Below are 16,254 nucleotides of genomic sequence, written 5' to 3' on the forward strand. Positions count from 1 at the left end.
TGACCGAGAAGCGCCGGTCGTGCGAGACGGCATTAACCGTGACAGAAGGAGCGGACGTGGCGGAACTGCACACCGGTGTCGGTCGTCAGCGAGGTGCCCGTCCGTGGCCCCGGCCCCGCCGGATCGCCACCCTGTCGGTGCACACCTCCCCCCTGCACCAGCCCGGCACGGGCGACGCCGGCGGGATGAACGTCTACATCCTGGAGGTCGCCCGGCGGCTCGCCGAGGCCAACGTCGAGGTGGAGATCTTCACCCGGGCCACCTCCGGCGACCTGCCCCCGGTGGTGGAGATGGCACCCGGCGTGCAGGTCCGGCACATCACCTCCGGCCCCCTTGAAGGGCTGACCAAGGAGGAGCTGCCCGGTCAGCTCTGCGCCTTCACGGCCGGGGTGCTGCGGGCCGAGGCGGCCCGCCCGCCCGGCCACTACGACCTGATCCACTCGCACTACTGGCTCTCCGGGCAGGTCGGCTGGCTGGCCAAGGAGCGCTGGGGGGTGCCGCTGGTGCACACCGCGCACACCCTGGCGAAGGTCAAGAACGCCCAGCTCGCGGCCGACGACCGGCCGGAGCCCAAGGCCCGGGTGATCGGCGAGGAGCAGGTGGTCGCCGAGGCGGACCGGCTGGTCGCCAACACCCAGGTCGAGGCCCGCGACCTCGTCGAGCGGTACGGCGCGGATCCCACCCGGGTCGCCGTGGTCCAGCCGGGCGTCGACCTGGACCGTTTCCGGCCCGCGCCGGGTGACCGGGCCGCGGCCGCTCGTACGGCCCGCCGCCGGCTCGGGCTGCCGGTCGACGGATACCTGGTGGCCTTCGTCGGCCGGATCCAGCCGCTCAAGGCCCCCGACGTGCTGATCCGCGCGGTCGCCGCGCTGCGCAAGCGCGACCCGGTGCTGGCCGACGAGGTGACCGTGGTGATCTGTGGCGGGCCCAGCGGCAGTGGACTGGACCGGCCGACCGCGCTGATCGAGTTGGCCGCCACGCTCGGTGTCGCCGATCGGGTGCGCTTCCTGCCGCCGCGCACCGGGGACGACCTGCCGGCTCTGTACCGGGCCGCCGACCTGGTCGCGGTGCCCTCGCACAATGAATCCTTCGGGCTGGTCGCCCTGGAGGCGCAGGCCTGCGGTACGCCGGTGCTGGCCGCCGCCGTCGGCGGGCTGGTGACCGCCGTGCAGGACCAGGTGAGCGGTGTGCTGATCGACGGGCACGACCCGGCGGACTGGGCCCGCGCGCTCGGTCACCTGCTGCCGGACCAGGCGCGGCGCGAGGCGCTGGCCAAGGGTGCCGAGCAGCACGCGCAGCAGTTCTCCTGGGACCGTACGGTCAGCGGCCTGCTCGCCGTGTACGGCGAGGCGATCGCCGCGCACCGCACCCGTCTCGCCGCCGACCTGGCGCCCGACCCGGCCCTCTCCTGCTCCTGGTGAGCAGGGGCGCTGTTCGCCACCGGGTGCGCCGGCCGGGTCGGTCGTAGAGTGGTCCGGTGAGCCCGAACAGCGATCTTGCGACCCTGATCGAGTCGGTCTGTGCCGAGCGTGACCTGGCCTGGGAGTCGACCGGGCCAGGCTCGTACGCGGTGACCCTGCCGGGCACCCACAAGCTCAAGACGATCTGCAACCTGATCATCGGTGAGCACGCACTGCGTGTCGAGGCGTTCGTCATGCGTCAGCCGGACGAGCGGCGCGAGGACCTGTGGGCCTGGCTGTTGCAGCGCAACGCCCGGATGTACGGGGTCTCGTTCTCCACCGACGCCGTCGGCGACGTCTACCTGACCGGGCGCGTCAATCCGGCCGGTGTGGACGCCGACGAGTTGGATCGGCTGCTCGGCGCGGTGCTCACGTACGCCGACGAGTCGTTCGACACCATGCTCGAGATCGGCTTCGGCAGCTCGATCCGGCGCGAGTACGAGTGGCGGGTCAAGCGCGGCGAGTCGACCGCCAACCTGGCCGCCTTCGCCCACCTCTTCGAGCCCTCCGGCTCCGGCCCCGAGCCGGCCTGACCGCACTTCCTGCCGGCTGGTGGTTCGGACTGCTCCTGACGGGTATGCCGCACCGCGCGGTGCGGCATAGGGACCCCCGCGCGCCGAAGACGGAGTGTCGAGGAGCGTGAGCGTCCCATGGCTCAGCGGAACAGCTCAGGTCGCGGCGGGACTGCGACCAGGACGAAACGACAGGCCGGCAACCAGACACCGGGTACGCCCGGAGTCTCCGAGTCGGATATCTCGCGGATGCGGATGGACGACATCCGCGGCCAGTTGCGCAAACGCGGGGTCTCCGGGATCTCCGCGCTGCGCAAGCCCGAGCTGGTGAAACAGTTGGTTCGCTCATTGCGGGCCGAGCGTGGCGGCGCGGGCCGGCGCAGCACCGGTCCGGCGGGCCGGGCCACCGGCACCAGGGCGTCGGCAGGTCGTGCCGCCGCCACGAAGAAGTCGGCGGCCAAGGCGGCGCCGAGCCGCGCGAAGGCCGTACCGGCGAACAAGAGCGCCCCCGCGAAGCGCGCCGCCGCGAAGAAGACCACCGCCGCGCGCAAGTCGACGGCGGCGGTGAAGAAGACCGCGGCGGTGAAGAAGACGACCGCCGCGAAGAAGACAACGCCAGCGAGGAAGACGACGGCGGCGGTAAAGAAGACGACGGCCGCCAAGAAGACGACGGCCGCGAAGAGGACCGCGACAGCACGGACGACGGCCGCGCGCAAGACGACGGCCGCGCGTAAGACGACCGCCGCCCGGTCCGCGCCCGCGCGTAAGGCGCCGGCGAAGAAGGCCCCGGCACGGCCGGCGGCGAAGCGTGCGCCCGCGAAGCGCGCTGCGGCGACCCGCCCGGCCAGCGGCGGTACGGCGGCTGGCAGCGGGATCCGGACCGGGCGGGGTACCGGGCGATCGGTCCGCAGCTCGCAGGTGATCTCGTCGACCGCGGACCGTCCGGAGCGCCCGGGGCGGAGCCTGATCACCACGAATCACGAGGTGATCCAGCAGTGGGCCCGGCGGCGCGGTGCGAAGCCGGCGACCATCGCCGGCACCGAGCGGGACGGCCGGGCGGGGGTGTTGACGTTCAACATTCCCGGTTATCGGGAGAGCAGCCGGATCCGCGAGATCACCTGGGACCAGTGGTTCCACACCTTCGACCTGCGTCGGCTGAATCTGATCTATCAGGAGCAGCTGCGCGACGGCCGGCCGAGCAATTTCTTCCGGACGGAGTCGCCCGATCGGGAGGACGGTTGAGGTGTTTGCGGGAATGCCCGACGGGTATGCGGCGGTTGCCAGAGACCGGGGCCCGAGCAGGGGATACTCGCCAGTTGTGACCGGCAAGACAGCCGGTGCGGGTTGAATCCGGAATCCGGGCGAACTAACTTTATTGCACCGCACCACGCTTGGAAACGTTCGGGGGAGCGGCGGATCGAACAGATCCGCGCACCAAGCGAGGTGCGAGGGGACGGGTGGACCTACCGTTGGGGGACGGTGCCCACCTGTTTGGACCGGCGGCGTGAGCGGGCGATGCTTACGGGGGTGAGTGTCTGCCCGCCGCCGCCGGCCCCACTGCGGGCGCCCACCACGACCTTCGGGCCGTGGTGGGCGCTTTGCGTCTCGCGTACCCCTTGGGTGGTTCAGTCGATCATGGCCGGCACCCGGTCGGCGGCCCTGCGCAGCGCGGCGACGTGCCGCTCCCGGGGCGGCCCGGCGAGCAGGTGGCCGACCGCGGCCAGCAGGCCGAGCCCGCCCACGATCAGCCAGTGCCCGTTGCCGAGGTACTGCAGGCTGAATCCGCCGAGCGTGGGGGCCAGGAACGACGCGGCCGGGAAGGTCAGATAGAAGACCGACTGGTACCGGGCGCGTAGCTGCGGTGGTGCCAGGTCGGCGTTGATCTGCGCGTTGGGTGGGGCGGCGAGCATCGAGCCGATCGTCCAGACCACCGCCGCACCCAGGTAGACGGCCAGCTCGTCGGCGACGGCGAGCACCCCGAAGCCGAGCGCGAGCAGGGCGGTGGAGGCTGCCAGCACCACGTGCTTGCGGTGCCGGTCGATCAGCCGGGGCACGAACAGTTGCCCGAGCACGATCAGCGCGCCGCCGAGCGCCACCACCAGCCCGTACGCCGACGGACCCAGGCCGTCCGCGCGCATGGCCAACGGCATGATCGTCGAGGTCTGCAGGGTGAGCACGGCCAGCACGAAGGTGAGCCCGACGAAGACCAGGAAGGTCCGGTCGGTGAGCGCGGTGCGCAGGCCCGCCCGTCGAGGGGCGCCCGGCGTCGAGCGGGTGGGCGGTCGGAGACCGGCGGTCCGCCGCAGTGTCTCCGGCACCTTCCAGCCGATCACGGCGGCAGCGGTCAGGGTGGCGCCCGCGTCGACCAGGAACAGCGCGGTGAAGCTCGCCTCGGCCAGTACCCCGGCGAGCAGCGAGGCGACCGCCATGCCCAGGTTGAACGCCCAGAACTGGAGGTTGAACGCGCGCGAGCGGCGTTCCTCGGGCACCACGTCGACGATCGCCGCGACGAAGGCCGGGCTGGGCATCGAGTGCACCACCCCGACCAGCGCGGAGAGCACCGCGATCAGCGCCAGCGGCCGGGTGAAGGCCAGCGTCACCATCAGCCCGGCGGTGGACAGGTGCGCGGCGAGCAGGGTGGCCCGGCGGCCCCACCGGTCGGCCAGTACGCCGCCGAGCAGCACGCCGGCCGCCCCACCGGCCCCGTACGCGCCGACCACCGTGCCGGCCAGAGCCTCGCTGGCACCACGTTCGGCGGTGAGGTACAGCGAGAGGAAGAGCATGGCGAACGCGCCGGCCCGGTTGATGAGCAGGCCGGCCCAGAGGTACCAGAAGGTGGCGGGGAGCCCACCCGCGGTGTCGTGCCACCAGCGCCGCAGGGTCTGCACCCGAACCTCCCGACAGTTCAGTTTCCTAACCGTTTCTCCTGCACGGTAGAAACCCGGGCGGCGTATCGCCAGTCACTTCCCTGATCTTGGGCGTTTCGCCTCGGCGATCGGGCCGTTGCTCAGGCGGCCGTGGCCTCAACGGGCTGCGGAACCGACGGCCGGGCGCTGCCGACCGGCGCCATGGCATCGCCAGCGCGCCGTAGCGCGTCGGCCCGCCGTTCCCGGGCCGGGCCGGACACCAGATGGGCCACCGCGGTCACCACGCCGATCGCGGCGCAACCGAGCCAGAGCGCGGCGTTGCCGATGTGCTCCCGCACCAGGCCGCCGAGGATCGGCGCGCTGGCTCCCGCGATCTGCCAGGAGAGGGAGAACACGCCCTGGTAGCGGCCGCGCAGATCGGCCGGGGAGAGTTCGGCGATCAGGGTGGAGTTGGACGGCGAGTTCAGCATCTCGCCGATCGTCCAGATCAGCACGGTCAGTCCGTACAGCCAGACGGTGCCGGCGAACGCGGTCAACCCGAACCCGGCCCCCATCGCCACGGCGGCCAGTGCGAGCACGTGCGAGCGGCTCCGGCCCCGGATCAGCCGGGGTACGAAGAGTTGGCCGACCACGATCAGGACGCCGTTGAGCGCGATCACCGACCCGTAGGTGGCCGGGCTGAGTCCGTCGTCGCCCATGGCGATCGGCAGCATCGAGATGTGCTGGAGGTAGACCAGCGCGGCGAGCAGGTTCAGCGCCACGAAGCCGAGGTAGATCCGGTCGCTGAGGATCGTACGCAGGGCGCCGCGCGGAGCGGCCGCGGCGGCGGTGAGCCCCTTCGCCTCGCGGGTGTGCCGGGTCTCCGGCACCCGGGTGAAGATGATCAGAGCGGTGATCACCATGGTGCCCGCGTCGACCACGAACAGCAGCAGGTAGTTGGCCTGCGCGGCGAAGCCGGCGAGGATGGCCGCGCAGGCGAAGCCCAGGTTGATCGCCCAGTAGTTGAGCGAGAAGGCACGCAGCCGGTCCTGCACCGGCACCACGTCGATCATCATGGCCCCGAAGGCGGGCCGGGCCGCCTCGGCGAACATGCCGAGCAGCAGTGCGCCCAACGCCACCGCCCAGATGTCCCGGGCCAACCCGAGGCCGAGCATCATGGCGGCCGCACCGAGGTGTGCGGTGAGCAGGGTGGGTCGCCGGCCCCAGCGGTCGGCCAGGGTGCCGCCGGCGGTGGTGCCGACCGCGCCGCCGACGCCCCACAGCCCGATCACCAGGCCGGCCTGGGAGGCGGAGAAGCCGCGTTCCTGGGTCAGGTAGATGGCGAGGAACACCAGGACGAACGAGCCGAGTCGGTTGATCAGAGTGCCGGACCACAGGTACCAGAAGGTGGCCGGCAAGCCTCCGGTGGTTTCCCGGAACCAACTCCGCATCGTCCGCATTTGGCGCCCCCGCACACAAGTAATGACCGATCTGACCGCAACGCCTTACAACCCTAGTCGTGGGCGGATTGGCAGGTCACCCGCTTTTTCACGTGGTGGTCGTCACGACGGGTGCCCGCGTGTCCCGTCCGTGGGTGGGGCAGGATGATCCGCATGACTGCAAGCGAGGGGCCCACCGTCGGGACGCTGGTCCTGCTGCGGCACGGTGAGAGCGACTGGAACGCCAAGAACCTCTTCACCGGCTGGGTGGACGTCGACCTGACCGAGAAGGGCGAGGGGGAGGCGCGGCGCGGCGGCGAGCTGCTGCGCGAGCACGGCCTGCTGCCGGACGTGGTGCACACCAGTGTGATGCGCCGAGCGATCCGCACCGCCGAGTTGGCGCTCAACGCCGCCGACCGGCACTGGATCGCGGTGCGCCGGTCGTGGCGGCTCAACGAGCGGCACTACGGTGCCCTGCAGGGCAAGAACAAGAAGCAGACCCTGGAGGAGTACGGCGAGGAGCAGTTCATGCTCTGGCGCCGGTCGTACGACACCCCGCCGCCGCCGATCGCCGACGACGACGAGTGGTCGCAGGTCGGCGACCCCCGGTACGCGCTGCTGCCGACCGAGCTGATGCCGCGGACCGAGTGCCTCAAGGACGTGGTCGAGCGGATGCTGCCCTACTGGTACGACTCGATCGTCCCGGACGTGCTGGCTGGCCGGACGGTGCTGGTGGCCGCGCACGGCAACTCGCTGCGCGCCCTGGTCAAGCACCTCGACCAGATCTCCGACGAGGCGATCGCCAAGCTGAACATCCCGACCGGTATCCCGCTGCGCTACGACCTGGACCCGCAGCTGCGCCCGCTCACCCTGGGCGGCACCTACCTCGACCCGACGGCGGCAAAGGAAGCCGCCGCCGCGGTAGCCAACCAAGGCCGCTAGATGTAAGGAAGGGCCCCTTGTTATCGGTTTTTGGATAACAAGGGGCCCTTCCTTACATCGTTCAGCTGCTGGCGGGGGACGACTCGCCGGTGATCAGGTAGACCACGTGCTCGCCGGCGTTGACGGCGTGGTCGGCGAACCGCTCGTAGAAGCGGCCCAGCAGGGTGGCGTCGATCGCGGTCTCCACCCCGTACGGCCAGTCGTCACCGAGCAGCACGGCGAACAGGTTCTTGTGCAGCTCGTCCATGGCGTCGTCGTCGCGGTCCAGCTCGCCGGCGAGGTCGGCGTCGGGCTTCGCCAGCACCGAGCCGATCTTCACTGCCATCCGGTCGGCGATCTCGGCCATCTCGGTGAAGATCGTCCGCAGCTCGGCCGGCACGGCGGGCGAGGGGTGCCGGCGTAGCGCGGTCTTCGCCACGTGGTCGGCGAGGTCGCCCATCCGCTCCAGATCCGCGGCCACGTGCAATGCGGTGATCATGGCACGCAGGTCGGAGGCGACCGGCGCCTGTCGGGCGAGCAGGTCACAGACCCGCTCCTCGACGTGCCGGTAGAGGTCGTCGATCTCGGCATCCCGCTCGATCACCGTCTCGGCGGCCTGCCGGTCGGCGGTGAGCAGTGCCCGGGTGGCCTGGCGCATGGCGGCGCGGACGCCCTCCGCCATGTCCACCAGCAGTTGGCTGACGATCTGGAGGTCGGCCCGGAACTCGTCGCGCATCATCACGTCCTGTGGTCGGTCGCCGCCGGCGGGTGCCGGCGCAGGGGCTGAGCAGGTGCGACGCCAACGGTAGGGGGCGCGGACGGACCCCGGATGAACCACGGTGAACGACGCCAGACGCAGGGGTGAACATTCCCGAAAGTGAGGGTGTTTCGTCCTGGTCTGTGTGGTAGCCAGGTTAACAATGACCCTACGATCGCCGGGTGGAGTGGGTGGTGGCGGTCGTGGTGGCCGTGGCGTTGGTGGCCGGGATGGCCGCCGGTTTCGTGCTGCCCCGGTTCCTGCCGGCTCGGGACGACCGCTCCACGTCGACGGGGAGCGCGAGCTCCCGCTGGAGCAGGGGGAGGCCCACGATCGCCGACGAGCAGCAGGCCGGGCTTGGCCGCCGGACGATCGACTCGCTCCGGGCCGGCGTCGTGGTGCTGGACACCGACGACGTGCCCGTGCTGATCAACCCGGCCGCCCGCGCGATGGGTCTGCTGCGCACCGGCAGCACGCCCGGCTCGATCGCCGCGCACCCCTTGATCCGTACCCTGGCCGGCCAGGTGCGGCGCACCGGAGTGCGGCGCGAGATCGAGCTGGACCTGCCCCGGGGCCGCGACAGCGCGGGAGAGAACCCGCTCGGCGTGCACCTGCGGGCGATGGGCATCGGCAGTGGATTCATCGCGGTGGAAGCGGTCGACGTGACCGAGTCGCACCGGCTGGCCCGCGTACGACGCGACTTCGTGGCCAACGTGAGTCACGAGCTGAAAACCCCCATCGGGGCGCTCCAACTGCTCGCCGAGGCGTTGCTGGACGCGACCGAGCCGGCCGACGCCGCGACGCCCGACCTCTCCGAGGACCTGGTCGCCGCCCGCCGGTTCGCCGAGCGGATCCAGCACGAGTCGACCCGGCTGGGTCGGCTGGTGCAGGAGTTGCTGGAGTTGACCCGGTTGCAGGGCGCCGAGCCGCAGCCGCCGGCCGAGCCGGTCGCGCTGGACTGGGTGATCGCCGAGGTGGTCGACCGGACCCGCACCACGGCCTCCGCGCGCGGCGTCGAGGTGACCGTTGCCGGGGAGCGCGGCCTCACCGCCTACGGCAGCGACACCCAGCTCGCCACGGCCGTGGCGAACCTGGTGGAGAACGCCATCAACTACTCGGGCGAGGACACCACGGTACGAGTGACCCTGCGCGGCGACGACGAGCACGTCGAGGTCGCCGTCGCTGACCAGGGCATCGGTATCGCCCCGACAGACGTGGACCGGATCTTCGAGCGGTTCTACCGGGCCGACCAGGCCCGCTCGCGTGCCACCGGCGGCACCGGGCTCGGCCTGGCCATCGTGAAACACATCGCGAGCAACCATGGCGGACGGGTCGAGGTGTCGAGCACTCTTGGTGGTGGTTCGACGTTCACCCTCCGGCTGCCCGCCAGCCCACCGGACGACCTGCTGGCGACACTGCCGCCGGCTGGGATCGAGGCCGGTCCGGCCGGGCTACAGCAGGTCTGACAGCAATGGAAAGGAAATCCCCCTTGAGCCGCGTTCTGGTGGTCGAGGACGAGGAGTCGTTCTCCGACGCCCTGTCGTACATGCTCCGTAAGGAGGGTTTTGAGGTGTCGGTCGCTGCGACCGGCACCGACGCCCTCACCGAGTTCGACCGGACCGGCGCCGACATCGTGCTGCTCGACCTGATGTTGCCGGAGATGTCGGGGACCGAGGTCTGCCGGCAGCTCCGGCAGCGGTCGGCCGTGCCGATCATCATGGTCACCGCGCGGGACAGCGAGATCGACAAGGTGGTCGGCCTGGAGATCGGCGCTGACGACTACGTCACCAAGCCGTACTCGCCCCGGGAGCTGGTCGCCCGGATCCGGGCTGTGCTGCGGCGGCAGAGCCCCGAGGTGGCCGACGCGGGTGCCCCGACGCTGGCCGCTGGGCCGGTGCGGATGGACATCGAGCGGCACGTGGTGACCGTCGACGGTGGCGCCGTGCAGCTGCCGCTCAAGGAGTTCGAGCTGCTCGAGCTGCTGCTGCGCAACGCCGGCCGGGTGCTCACCCGGGGTCAGCTCATCGACCGGGTCTGGGGGGCCGACTACGTCGGCGACACCAAGACGCTGGACGTGCACGTCAAGCGGTTGCGATCCAAGATCGAGCCGGAGCCGTCGGCACCGCGTTTCATCGTCACCGTCCGGGGGCTGGGCTACAAGTTCGAGCCGTGATCGGCGTACCCGAAGGGGGCCCGCGCGCTGCGTGGGCCCCCTTCGGGCTGTCTGCGGTCGGTCAGCGGACGACCTTGACGTTGAAGACGGCGGTGTCGAGTCGGCCGTAGAGCCGCAGCCAGAGCGGCAGCAGCATCTCGGCGCCCCGGGCGGTGGAGAGGTCGCCGAGGTCGATCACGTCGGTGTGTCCGAAACTGGTGAGCAGCCCGGTGACGATCCGCTTGGCCTCCGCGTCGTCGCCGGAGACGAACACGCTGTGTGCGCCGTCGGCGAGCTGGCGCGGGCGCACCATCAGCTCGGCGGTCATCGTGTTGAGCGACTTCACCACCTTGGCCTGTGGAAACTCGCGCTGGATCCGCTCGGCGAGGGAGTCGGTGTCGACCACCGACAGGGTGGGCGGGAAGCCGGCGCCGAAGTCGAGCGGGTTGGCGATGTCGAGCAGGACCTTGCCGGCCAGGTTCGCGGCACCGGCCGCGGTGAGGGCCGGAAGCGAGCCGCTGCCGTTGGTGGCGTTGACCACCAGCTCGGCGTCGGCGGCGGCCTCGGCCAGCGTGGCCAGGCCGATCTCGGGATGCTGTGCGGCCCAGCCGGCGTACTCTCCGGCGCGGGTGGCCCCGACGTCCCGGGTGCCGATGGTGACCTGGTGGCCCAGCTCCGCCGCGCGGGCGGCGACGGCCCGGCCGACCGAGCCGGTGCCGAGAACTGCGATACGCATGTCGATCGATCCTCCGTCGGGGCGCGGGGTGGCCTCGCGCCGGTTGCGGGCAGGCTAACAGACAGGTCTGTCTAGTGCTGTCCCTGCGGCGCGCGATAGGCCCTCGACAAGCAGGCGATGAGCGCAGACGGACCCGTCTGTAGAATCGGCCCGCCACTCGCAGACTCGAAAGGAAGCGCCGATGCCCGCGCCTCGTACCCCGGCCGGCTCGGCCCGGGACCGGATCCTCGACACCGCGTTCCGGCTCTTCTATGCGCACGGGCCCCGAGGCGTGGGGGTGGACACCGTCATCGCCGAGTCGGGCGTGGCGAAGGCGACGCTCTACAAGCACTTCCCGCGCAAGGACGATCTCGTGCTGGCGTACCTGGACAAGGTCGACCAGGCGTGGTTCGGCGCGTTGCGGGCCGCGGCCCGGGACGCCGGTGACCAGCCCGGTGATCAGTTGGTCGGAATGTTCGACGCGTTGGCCGGCGCCTGCCGTCGGGACGGATACCACGGCTGCGCGTTCATCAACACCGCCGCCGAGTCGCCCGCCGGCGGTGCCGTGCACGCCCGTACGGTCGAGCACAAGACCGTGGTCCGGGCCTGGGTGACCGAACTGGCCCGGCGGGCCGGTGCGACCGATCCGGAACTGCTGGCCCGACAGCTCACCCTGCTGCTCGACGGCGGGCTCGCCGGCGGCGTGCTGGACGGCGACCCGGTGCTCGCCGACGCGGCCCGCCGCAGCGCGCGGACCCTGGTCGACGCCGCCCTACGCTGACCCGCCGGTCGAGCGGGTCGTCCAGGCGGTCAGAACAGCTTGCGTAGCGCGGCGGCGATCTCGGCGACCTCGGTCAGCCCGCTCTCCGTCACGCTGATCACCAGGTCGTACGCCAAGCTTGCTACCAAGATCAGGCAGGAGTGCTCAGACCTCGTCGGCGGGGTGCGGGGCGACCATGCCCTGCTTCGTCCGGATCGCGCACAGCTCGGCCAACCGCTCGTACGCCGCGGCGCCGATCAACGCGGTCAGCTCCGGCCCGTACGACAGGTACATCGGCTCGGCGCCGACGTGCGCGTCGGTCGAGGAGGTGCACCACCAGTCCAGGTCGTGCCCACCGGCGCCCCAGCCCCGCCGGTCGAACTCCGACAGCGTGGAGACCAGCACCTTGGTGTTGTCCGGCCGCTTGACCCAGTCCTGGTCCCGCCGGATCGGCAGCTGCCAGCAGACGTCGGGCTTGTATTCCAGTGGGTGGACCCCGTCGCGCAGCGCCTGGGCGTGCAGCGCGCAGCCGCCCCCGCCGGCGAAGTCGGCGTCGTTGAGGAAGACGCACGGTCCGTCGGCGGCCTGGGTGGCGGTCCGACGGGCCGGGGTCTTGCCGTCGATGGTGTCGTCGTCGGTCCAGTTCTTGAAACCACGCCGGAAGTGCTGCCAGGTCGACGGGGTGAGCCGCTTGACGGCGTTGCGGACCCGCTTCTCGTCGTCCGAGTCGGTGAAGAACGCGCCGTGCGAGCAGCAGCCGTCGGCGGACCGGCCCGCGATGATGCCGTGGCACCCCCGGCCGAAGATGCAGGTCCAGCGGGACAGCAGCCAGGTCAGGTCGGCTCGGATCAGGTGGGTCTCGTCCGCCGGGTCGGCGAACTCGATCCATTCTCGGGGGAAGTCCAGCGGCACCTCGCGGCTGCGCGGGTCGCCCGGGTCGTCCACCAGCACACGGAGCTCCATCGTCACCCGGACCAGCGTACGCGCGGCGACCTCCGCAGGCCGGCGAGCCGCGCAAACGTGTTGCCCTAGGGTCTTCACCATGCGACTGGGTGTCCTCGACGTCGGATCCAACACGGTGCACCTCCTTGTGGTGGACGCGCACCACGGCGCGCACCCCTGGCCGGCGCACTCCGAGAAGGTGGTGCTCCGGCTGGCCGAGCAGATCGGCCCGGACGGCGCATTGACCGATGCGGGCGCGGACGGCCTGGTCAAGGCGGTCGGCATGGCCAAGGCGGCGGCCACCGGCCTGGACGCCGACGACCTGATCGCGTTCGCGACCTCCGCGGTGCGCGACGCCACCAACGCGGCCGAGGTGCTGGCCCGGGTGCGCGAGGAGACCGGCGTACGCCTGGAGGTGCTCTCCGGCGCGGACGAGGCGCGGATGACGTTCCTGGCGGTGCGGCGTTGGTTCGGTTGGTCGGCCGGGCGGCTGCTGGTGCTGGACATCGGCGGCGGCTCGCTGGAGATCGCCGCCGGGATCGACGAGGACCCGGGCGTCGCGGTCTCGCTGCCGCTGGGCGCCGGCCGGCTGACCCGGGACCGGCTGCGGGTCGAGCCGGGCACGACGGCACCGCCGTCCGCCGAGGCCGTCGACCGGCTACGGGAGTACGTGGACGGTCGGCTGGACAAGGTGGTCGACCAGATGACCGAGGTGGGCTGGGAGCGCGTGGCCGCCACCTCGAAGACGTTCCGCACCCTGGCCCGGCTCGCCGGTGCGGCGCCGTCCGGCGCGGGGCTCTGGGCGCGGCGCAGCCTGACCCACGCCGGTCTGCGGCAGGTCATCGGCTTCATCCGGCACATCCCTCCGGCCCAGCTCATGGAGTTGGAAGGGGTCAGCGCGGGCCGCGCCCACCAGTTGTTGGCCGGCGCCGTGGTGGCCGAGGCCGTGATGCGTCGCCTAAACCTGGAGTCGCTGGACATCTGCCCGTGGGCGCTGCGGGAAGGGGTCATCCTCCGTCGACTCGATCAACTCGAACCGATGTGACGGGGTGGGCGTTAATGGCCGTTTTGCCGGCGCTCGTCACGATGACGCCAGCGTCACCGGGCTACCCTGGCTGATGTGACTACCCGCGTTCCGGTCCTCCTGTCCAGTTCGTCGGTCTTCCCCGAGCCGACCGCGGCGGCGTTCCAACTGGCCGCGGCGCTCGGTTACGACGGCGTCGAGGTGATGGTCTGGACCGACGTGGTCAGCCAGGACGCCGGGGCGCTGCGCGGCCTCTCCACGCACTACGGCGTGCCGGTGCTCTCCGTGCACGCGCCCTGCCTGCTGGTCACTCAGCGGGTGTGGAGCGCGGACCCGTGGCAGCGGCTGCGCAAGGCCGCCGAACTGGCCGAGACGCTGGGGGCGCCGACCGTCGTCGTGCACCCGCCGTTCACCTGGCAGCGCGACTACGCGCGCGGGTTCACCGAGGGGCTGGCCACGGTCGCGGACCAGTTCGGCGGGCTCCGTTTCGCGGTGGAGAACATGTACCCGGTGCGGATGGCGGGCCGGCAGTTCGTCCCGTACGTCCCGGGTTGGGACCCCACCGACACCGGCTACCCGTCGTACACCCTCGATCTGTCGCACTGTGCGGCCTCGCACAGCGACCCGCTCGAGATGGCCGACCGGATGGGCGCCGGGTTGGCCCACGTGCACCTCGGTGACGGCACCGGCGAGGGCCGCGACGAGCACCTGGTGCCCGGCCGCGGCACCCAGCCCTGCGGGGAACTGCTCTCCTCGCTGGCCGGCCGCGGCTTCACCGGCGCGGTCGCGGTGGAGGTGGCCACCCGGGGCGCGAAGAGCCGCGCGGTCCGCGAGGCCGACCTGCGCGCCGCGCTGGAGTTCGCCCGCCAGCACCTGACCGCGCCGTCCCCGATCGACGCCTGACCGGCAGCGCTCGACGCGCAGGGCCGGTCAGGCGTGCAGCGGTACGGCGTCAGCTCACCGGAGTGAGCGCGTCCGCCCCCGCGGTCGGCTGCGCGGCGACCGTCACCTGCTCGCCGATCGCGGCCCGCTTGCGCGCCCGGTGTGCGGCCACGTGCGAGCGGGTGGCGCACCGCTCGGAGCAGAACCGCCGGCAGCAGTTGGACGACGTGTCCAGGTAGACGTTGCCGCACCGGTCGTCCGCGCAGACGCCGAAACGGGCGCTGCCGTACTCGCAGAGCCAGACCGACAGCCCCCAGACCGCGCCGGCCAGGTATTCCGCGCTGACCGACGCACCCCGGCTGGTCACGTGCATGTGCCAGTCGCTGGAGTCGTGCCCGGAGATGCGCGGCTGCACCGGAAACGCCTCGAGCAGCGCGTTGAGCTCGGTCACCGCCTGGGCGTCCCGCCCCGAGGTGCCGTACTCGAAGACGTCGCGCAGCCGCTTCTGCGCCCGCCGGAAGATGGCGACGTCCCGGTCGGCGACCTCGTCGCGCATCCAGGCGTTGTCGTCGGGGAAGAGGGCCCGCAGGTCGTCGAGGTCGTCCAGGCGGGCGTTGACCAGGTCAACGCCGGTCCGGGCGTACGCGTCGAAGTTCACGCCCCCAACGGTAGACGACTCAGGGGGTGCGCGGCGCGTCGATGTAGTGCGGCAGGAACCGCGCGTAACCGTCGGTGATCAGACTCGTGCTCTCGCGCACCCCTACCCCGGCCGCCTCACCGTCGACGATCCAGCTGCCCAGCACCACGTGGTTGCCGTCGAACTGCGGCAACGCCCGGAACTCCTGGTAGCACCAGCCCTCGTCGCCATAGATCCCCGGGTTGGTGATCTCCTGATCGGCGGTGACGATGCGTACCGAGCCACCCTCGCGGCCGAGCAGCGGCTTCGCCACGTACTCCGGCATGCCGCGCGGCGAGTCGAGGTACGCGGGGAGCAGGTACTCGTGGCCGGGGTACAGCTCCCAGAGGACGGCGAGCAGCGCCTTGTTGGACAGCAGCAGCTTCCAGGCCGGCTCGATCCAGGTGGTCGGGGTGCCCGGGTCCAGCGCCGCCGGCCCGTACGGCTCGGCCAGCATCCACTCCCAGGGATAGAGCTTGAAGCAGGTGGTCACCGGGCTGTCGTCGGCGTCGACGAAGCGGCGGCCGTCCCAACCGATGTCCTGGATCGGCTGCAGCTCGACGGTCAGCCCGGCCTGCCGGGCGGTCTCGGCGAGATAGCCGGCGGTCAGGTGGTCCTCGCCGGATTCCTCCTCGTTCGACCAGAGCACGTGCACCCGGGGGTCGTGCAGGCCCGCGCCGATCTTCGCCCAGGCGCCGACCAGCCGCTCGTGCAGGCTGTTCCACTGGTCCAGCTCCGGCCGGGTCTGCTCCAGCCAGTACCACTGGGTGATGCTCGCCTCGACCAGTGCGGTGGGGGTGTCCGCGTTGTACTCCAGCAGCTTCGGCGGCCAACTGCCGTCGTACGCGAGGTCGAAGCGCCCGTAGAGGGTGGGCGGCGCCTCGCGCAGCGACCGGGCCACCGCCTCGGCCGCCCACGCTGGGATGCCGAACTCGGCGTACCGGCGCTGTGCCACCACGTGCTCGGCGGCGGCCACCGACATTCGGTGCAGCTCCTCGGTGGCCTCCTCCAGCCGCAGCACCTCGTCCAGCTCGAAGGCGTACGCGGCGGTCTCGTCCCAGTACGACATGATCTCGCCGTCGGGCAGCTCGGTGTCGACGTAGATCAGGCCCTGGGCCCGGATCGTGGCGTCCCAGTCCGGCCGTGGTGAGACCAGTTCGCGGCGCAC

At 71.6% G+C, this 16,254-nt stretch carries 16 protein-coding genes; 9 read left to right on the plus strand and 7 right to left on the minus strand.

Features of this window, described 5'->3' with window-relative positions; all coding sequences use genetic code 11:
- Positions 1–56 precede the first annotated feature (56 nt).
- The 3 genes from mshA (at position 57) to ACFQGL_RS00250 (ending at position 3,214) form a co-directional block, all read left to right on the plus strand.
- Entirely contained in the window at positions 57–1,421 is a 1,365-nt protein-coding gene (gene mshA, locus ACFQGL_RS00240; protein ID WP_377503766.1) for a D-inositol-3-phosphate glycosyltransferase, read from the plus strand.
- Positions 1,422–1,477: 56 nt separating this feature from the next.
- Positions 1,478–1,993: a type III secretion system chaperone family protein gene (locus ACFQGL_RS00245; protein WP_377503768.1), complete on the plus strand. Its 516-nt coding sequence runs from the start codon at positions 1,478–1,480 to the stop codon at positions 1,991–1,993.
- 327 nt (positions 1,994–2,320) lie between these two features.
- Positions 2,321–3,214, plus strand: a complete 894-nt coding sequence (locus ACFQGL_RS00250) for a hypothetical protein (protein WP_377504634.1) — start codon at positions 2,321–2,323, stop codon at positions 3,212–3,214.
- Between the two features lie 383 nt (positions 3,215–3,597).
- Here ACFQGL_RS00250 and ACFQGL_RS00255 read toward each other — a convergent pair whose 3' ends face one another.
- Together ACFQGL_RS00255 and ACFQGL_RS00260 are read right to left on the minus strand one after the other, a co-directional pair.
- Positions 3,598–4,860: an MFS transporter gene (locus tag ACFQGL_RS00255; protein ID WP_377503770.1), complete on the minus strand. Its 1,263-nt coding sequence runs from the start codon at positions 4,858–4,860 to the stop codon at positions 3,598–3,600.
- A 119-nt stretch (positions 4,861–4,979) separates the two neighbouring features.
- The gene (locus ACFQGL_RS00260) at positions 4,980–6,278 is read right to left on the minus strand and encodes an MDR family MFS transporter (RefSeq protein ID WP_377503772.1); all 1,299 of its coding nucleotides are present in this window, start codon (positions 6,276–6,278) and stop codon (positions 4,980–4,982) included.
- Positions 6,279–6,431: 153 nt separating this feature from the next.
- On the opposite strand from ACFQGL_RS00260, the gene ACFQGL_RS00265 reads away from it, so the two are divergent.
- Positions 6,432–7,199 carry a phosphoglyceromutase gene (locus tag ACFQGL_RS00265; RefSeq protein ID WP_377503774.1) on the plus strand — a complete coding sequence of 256 codons (768 nt, stop codon included), beginning with the start codon at positions 6,432–6,434 and terminating at the stop codon, positions 7,197–7,199.
- A 61-nt stretch (positions 7,200–7,260) separates the two neighbouring features.
- Here the strand turns inward: ACFQGL_RS00265 and phoU are convergent, their stop codons facing one another.
- Complete coding sequence (gene phoU / locus ACFQGL_RS00270) at positions 7,261–7,914, minus strand: phosphate signaling complex protein PhoU (RefSeq protein ID WP_377503776.1); 654 nt, start codon at positions 7,912–7,914, stop codon at positions 7,261–7,263.
- A 203-nt stretch (positions 7,915–8,117) separates the two neighbouring features.
- Between phoU and ACFQGL_RS00275 the strand changes: the two genes are divergently transcribed.
- Together ACFQGL_RS00275 and ACFQGL_RS00280 are read left to right on the plus strand one after the other, a co-directional pair.
- Positions 8,118–9,401 (plus strand): sensor histidine kinase, encoded by a 1,284-nt coding sequence (locus ACFQGL_RS00275; RefSeq protein ID WP_377503778.1) that lies wholly within the window; start codon positions 8,118–8,120, stop codon positions 9,399–9,401.
- Positions 9,402–9,424: 23 nt separating this feature from the next.
- Positions 9,425–10,108 carry a response regulator transcription factor gene (locus ACFQGL_RS00280; RefSeq protein ID WP_151489907.1) on the plus strand — a complete coding sequence of 228 codons (684 nt, stop codon included), beginning with the start codon at positions 9,425–9,427 and terminating at the stop codon, positions 10,106–10,108.
- Positions 10,109–10,169: 61 nt separating this feature from the next.
- Here the strand turns inward: ACFQGL_RS00280 and ACFQGL_RS00285 are convergent, their stop codons facing one another.
- Entirely contained in the window at positions 10,170–10,823 is a 654-nt protein-coding gene (locus tag ACFQGL_RS00285) for an NADPH-dependent F420 reductase (protein WP_377503780.1), read from the minus strand.
- A 181-nt stretch (positions 10,824–11,004) separates the two neighbouring features.
- On the opposite strand from ACFQGL_RS00285, the gene ACFQGL_RS00290 reads away from it, so the two are divergent.
- Positions 11,005–11,583: a TetR/AcrR family transcriptional regulator gene (locus ACFQGL_RS00290; RefSeq protein ID WP_377503782.1), complete on the plus strand. Its 579-nt coding sequence runs from the start codon at positions 11,005–11,007 to the stop codon at positions 11,581–11,583.
- A gap of 144 nt (positions 11,584–11,727) precedes the next feature.
- On the opposite strand, the gene ACFQGL_RS00295 is transcribed toward ACFQGL_RS00290, so the two are convergent.
- Positions 11,728–12,525 carry a DUF3109 family protein gene (locus tag ACFQGL_RS00295; RefSeq protein ID WP_377504637.1) on the minus strand — a complete coding sequence of 266 codons (798 nt, stop codon included), beginning with the start codon at positions 12,523–12,525 and terminating at the stop codon, positions 11,728–11,730.
- A gap of 79 nt (positions 12,526–12,604) precedes the next feature.
- Between ACFQGL_RS00295 and ACFQGL_RS00300 the strand changes: the two genes are divergently transcribed.
- Positions 12,605–13,549 carry a Ppx/GppA phosphatase family protein gene (locus tag ACFQGL_RS00300; protein WP_377503784.1) on the plus strand — a complete coding sequence of 315 codons (945 nt, stop codon included), beginning with the start codon at positions 12,605–12,607 and terminating at the stop codon, positions 13,547–13,549.
- 75 nt (positions 13,550–13,624) lie between these two features.
- Positions 13,625–14,431 (plus strand): sugar phosphate isomerase/epimerase family protein, encoded by an 807-nt coding sequence (locus ACFQGL_RS00305; protein ID WP_377503786.1) that lies wholly within the window; start codon positions 13,625–13,627, stop codon positions 14,429–14,431.
- Positions 14,432–14,480: 49 nt separating this feature from the next.
- On the opposite strand, the gene ACFQGL_RS00310 is transcribed toward ACFQGL_RS00305, so the two are convergent.
- Together ACFQGL_RS00310 and ACFQGL_RS00315 are read right to left on the minus strand one after the other, a co-directional pair.
- Positions 14,481–15,068, minus strand: coding sequence for a CGNR zinc finger domain-containing protein (locus tag ACFQGL_RS00310; RefSeq protein WP_377503788.1), 588 nt, complete (start codon positions 15,066–15,068; stop codon positions 14,481–14,483).
- A 19-nt stretch (positions 15,069–15,087) separates the two neighbouring features.
- The gene (locus ACFQGL_RS00315; RefSeq protein WP_377503790.1) at positions 15,088–16,254 is read right to left on the minus strand and encodes a glutathionylspermidine synthase family protein; all 1,167 of its coding nucleotides are present in this window, start codon (positions 16,252–16,254) and stop codon (positions 15,088–15,090) included.

This window comes from Micromonospora vulcania (genome assembly GCF_042658605.1).
GTDB classification, from domain to species: domain Bacteria; phylum Actinomycetota; class Actinomycetes; order Mycobacteriales; family Micromonosporaceae; genus Micromonospora; species Micromonospora vulcania.

Bases quoted from the DNA above. Each gene is read 5' to 3' on its own strand.
- ACFQGL_RS00260 (WP_377503772.1), bottom strand. From the start codon at position 6,278: ATGCGGACGATGCGGAGTTGGTTCCGGGAAACCACCGGAGGCTTGCCG.
- ACFQGL_RS00265 (WP_377503774.1), top strand. From the start codon at position 6,432: ATGACTGCAAGCGAGGGGCCCACCGTCGGGACGCTGGTCCTGCTGCGG.
- phoU (WP_377503776.1), bottom strand. From the start codon at position 7,914: ATGCGCGACGAGTTCCGGGCCGACCTCCAGATCGTCAGCCAACTGCTG.
- ACFQGL_RS00285 (WP_377503780.1), bottom strand. From the start codon at position 10,823: ATGCGTATCGCAGTTCTCGGCACCGGCTCGGTCGGCCGGGCCGTCGCC.
- ACFQGL_RS00290 (WP_377503782.1), top strand. From the start codon at position 11,005: ATGCCCGCGCCTCGTACCCCGGCCGGCTCGGCCCGGGACCGGATCCTC.
- ACFQGL_RS00295 (WP_377504637.1), bottom strand. From the start codon at position 12,525: ATGGAGCTCCGTGTGCTGGTGGACGACCCGGGCGACCCGCGCAGCCGC.
- ACFQGL_RS00300 (WP_377503784.1), top strand. From the start codon at position 12,605: ATGCGACTGGGTGTCCTCGACGTCGGATCCAACACGGTGCACCTCCTT.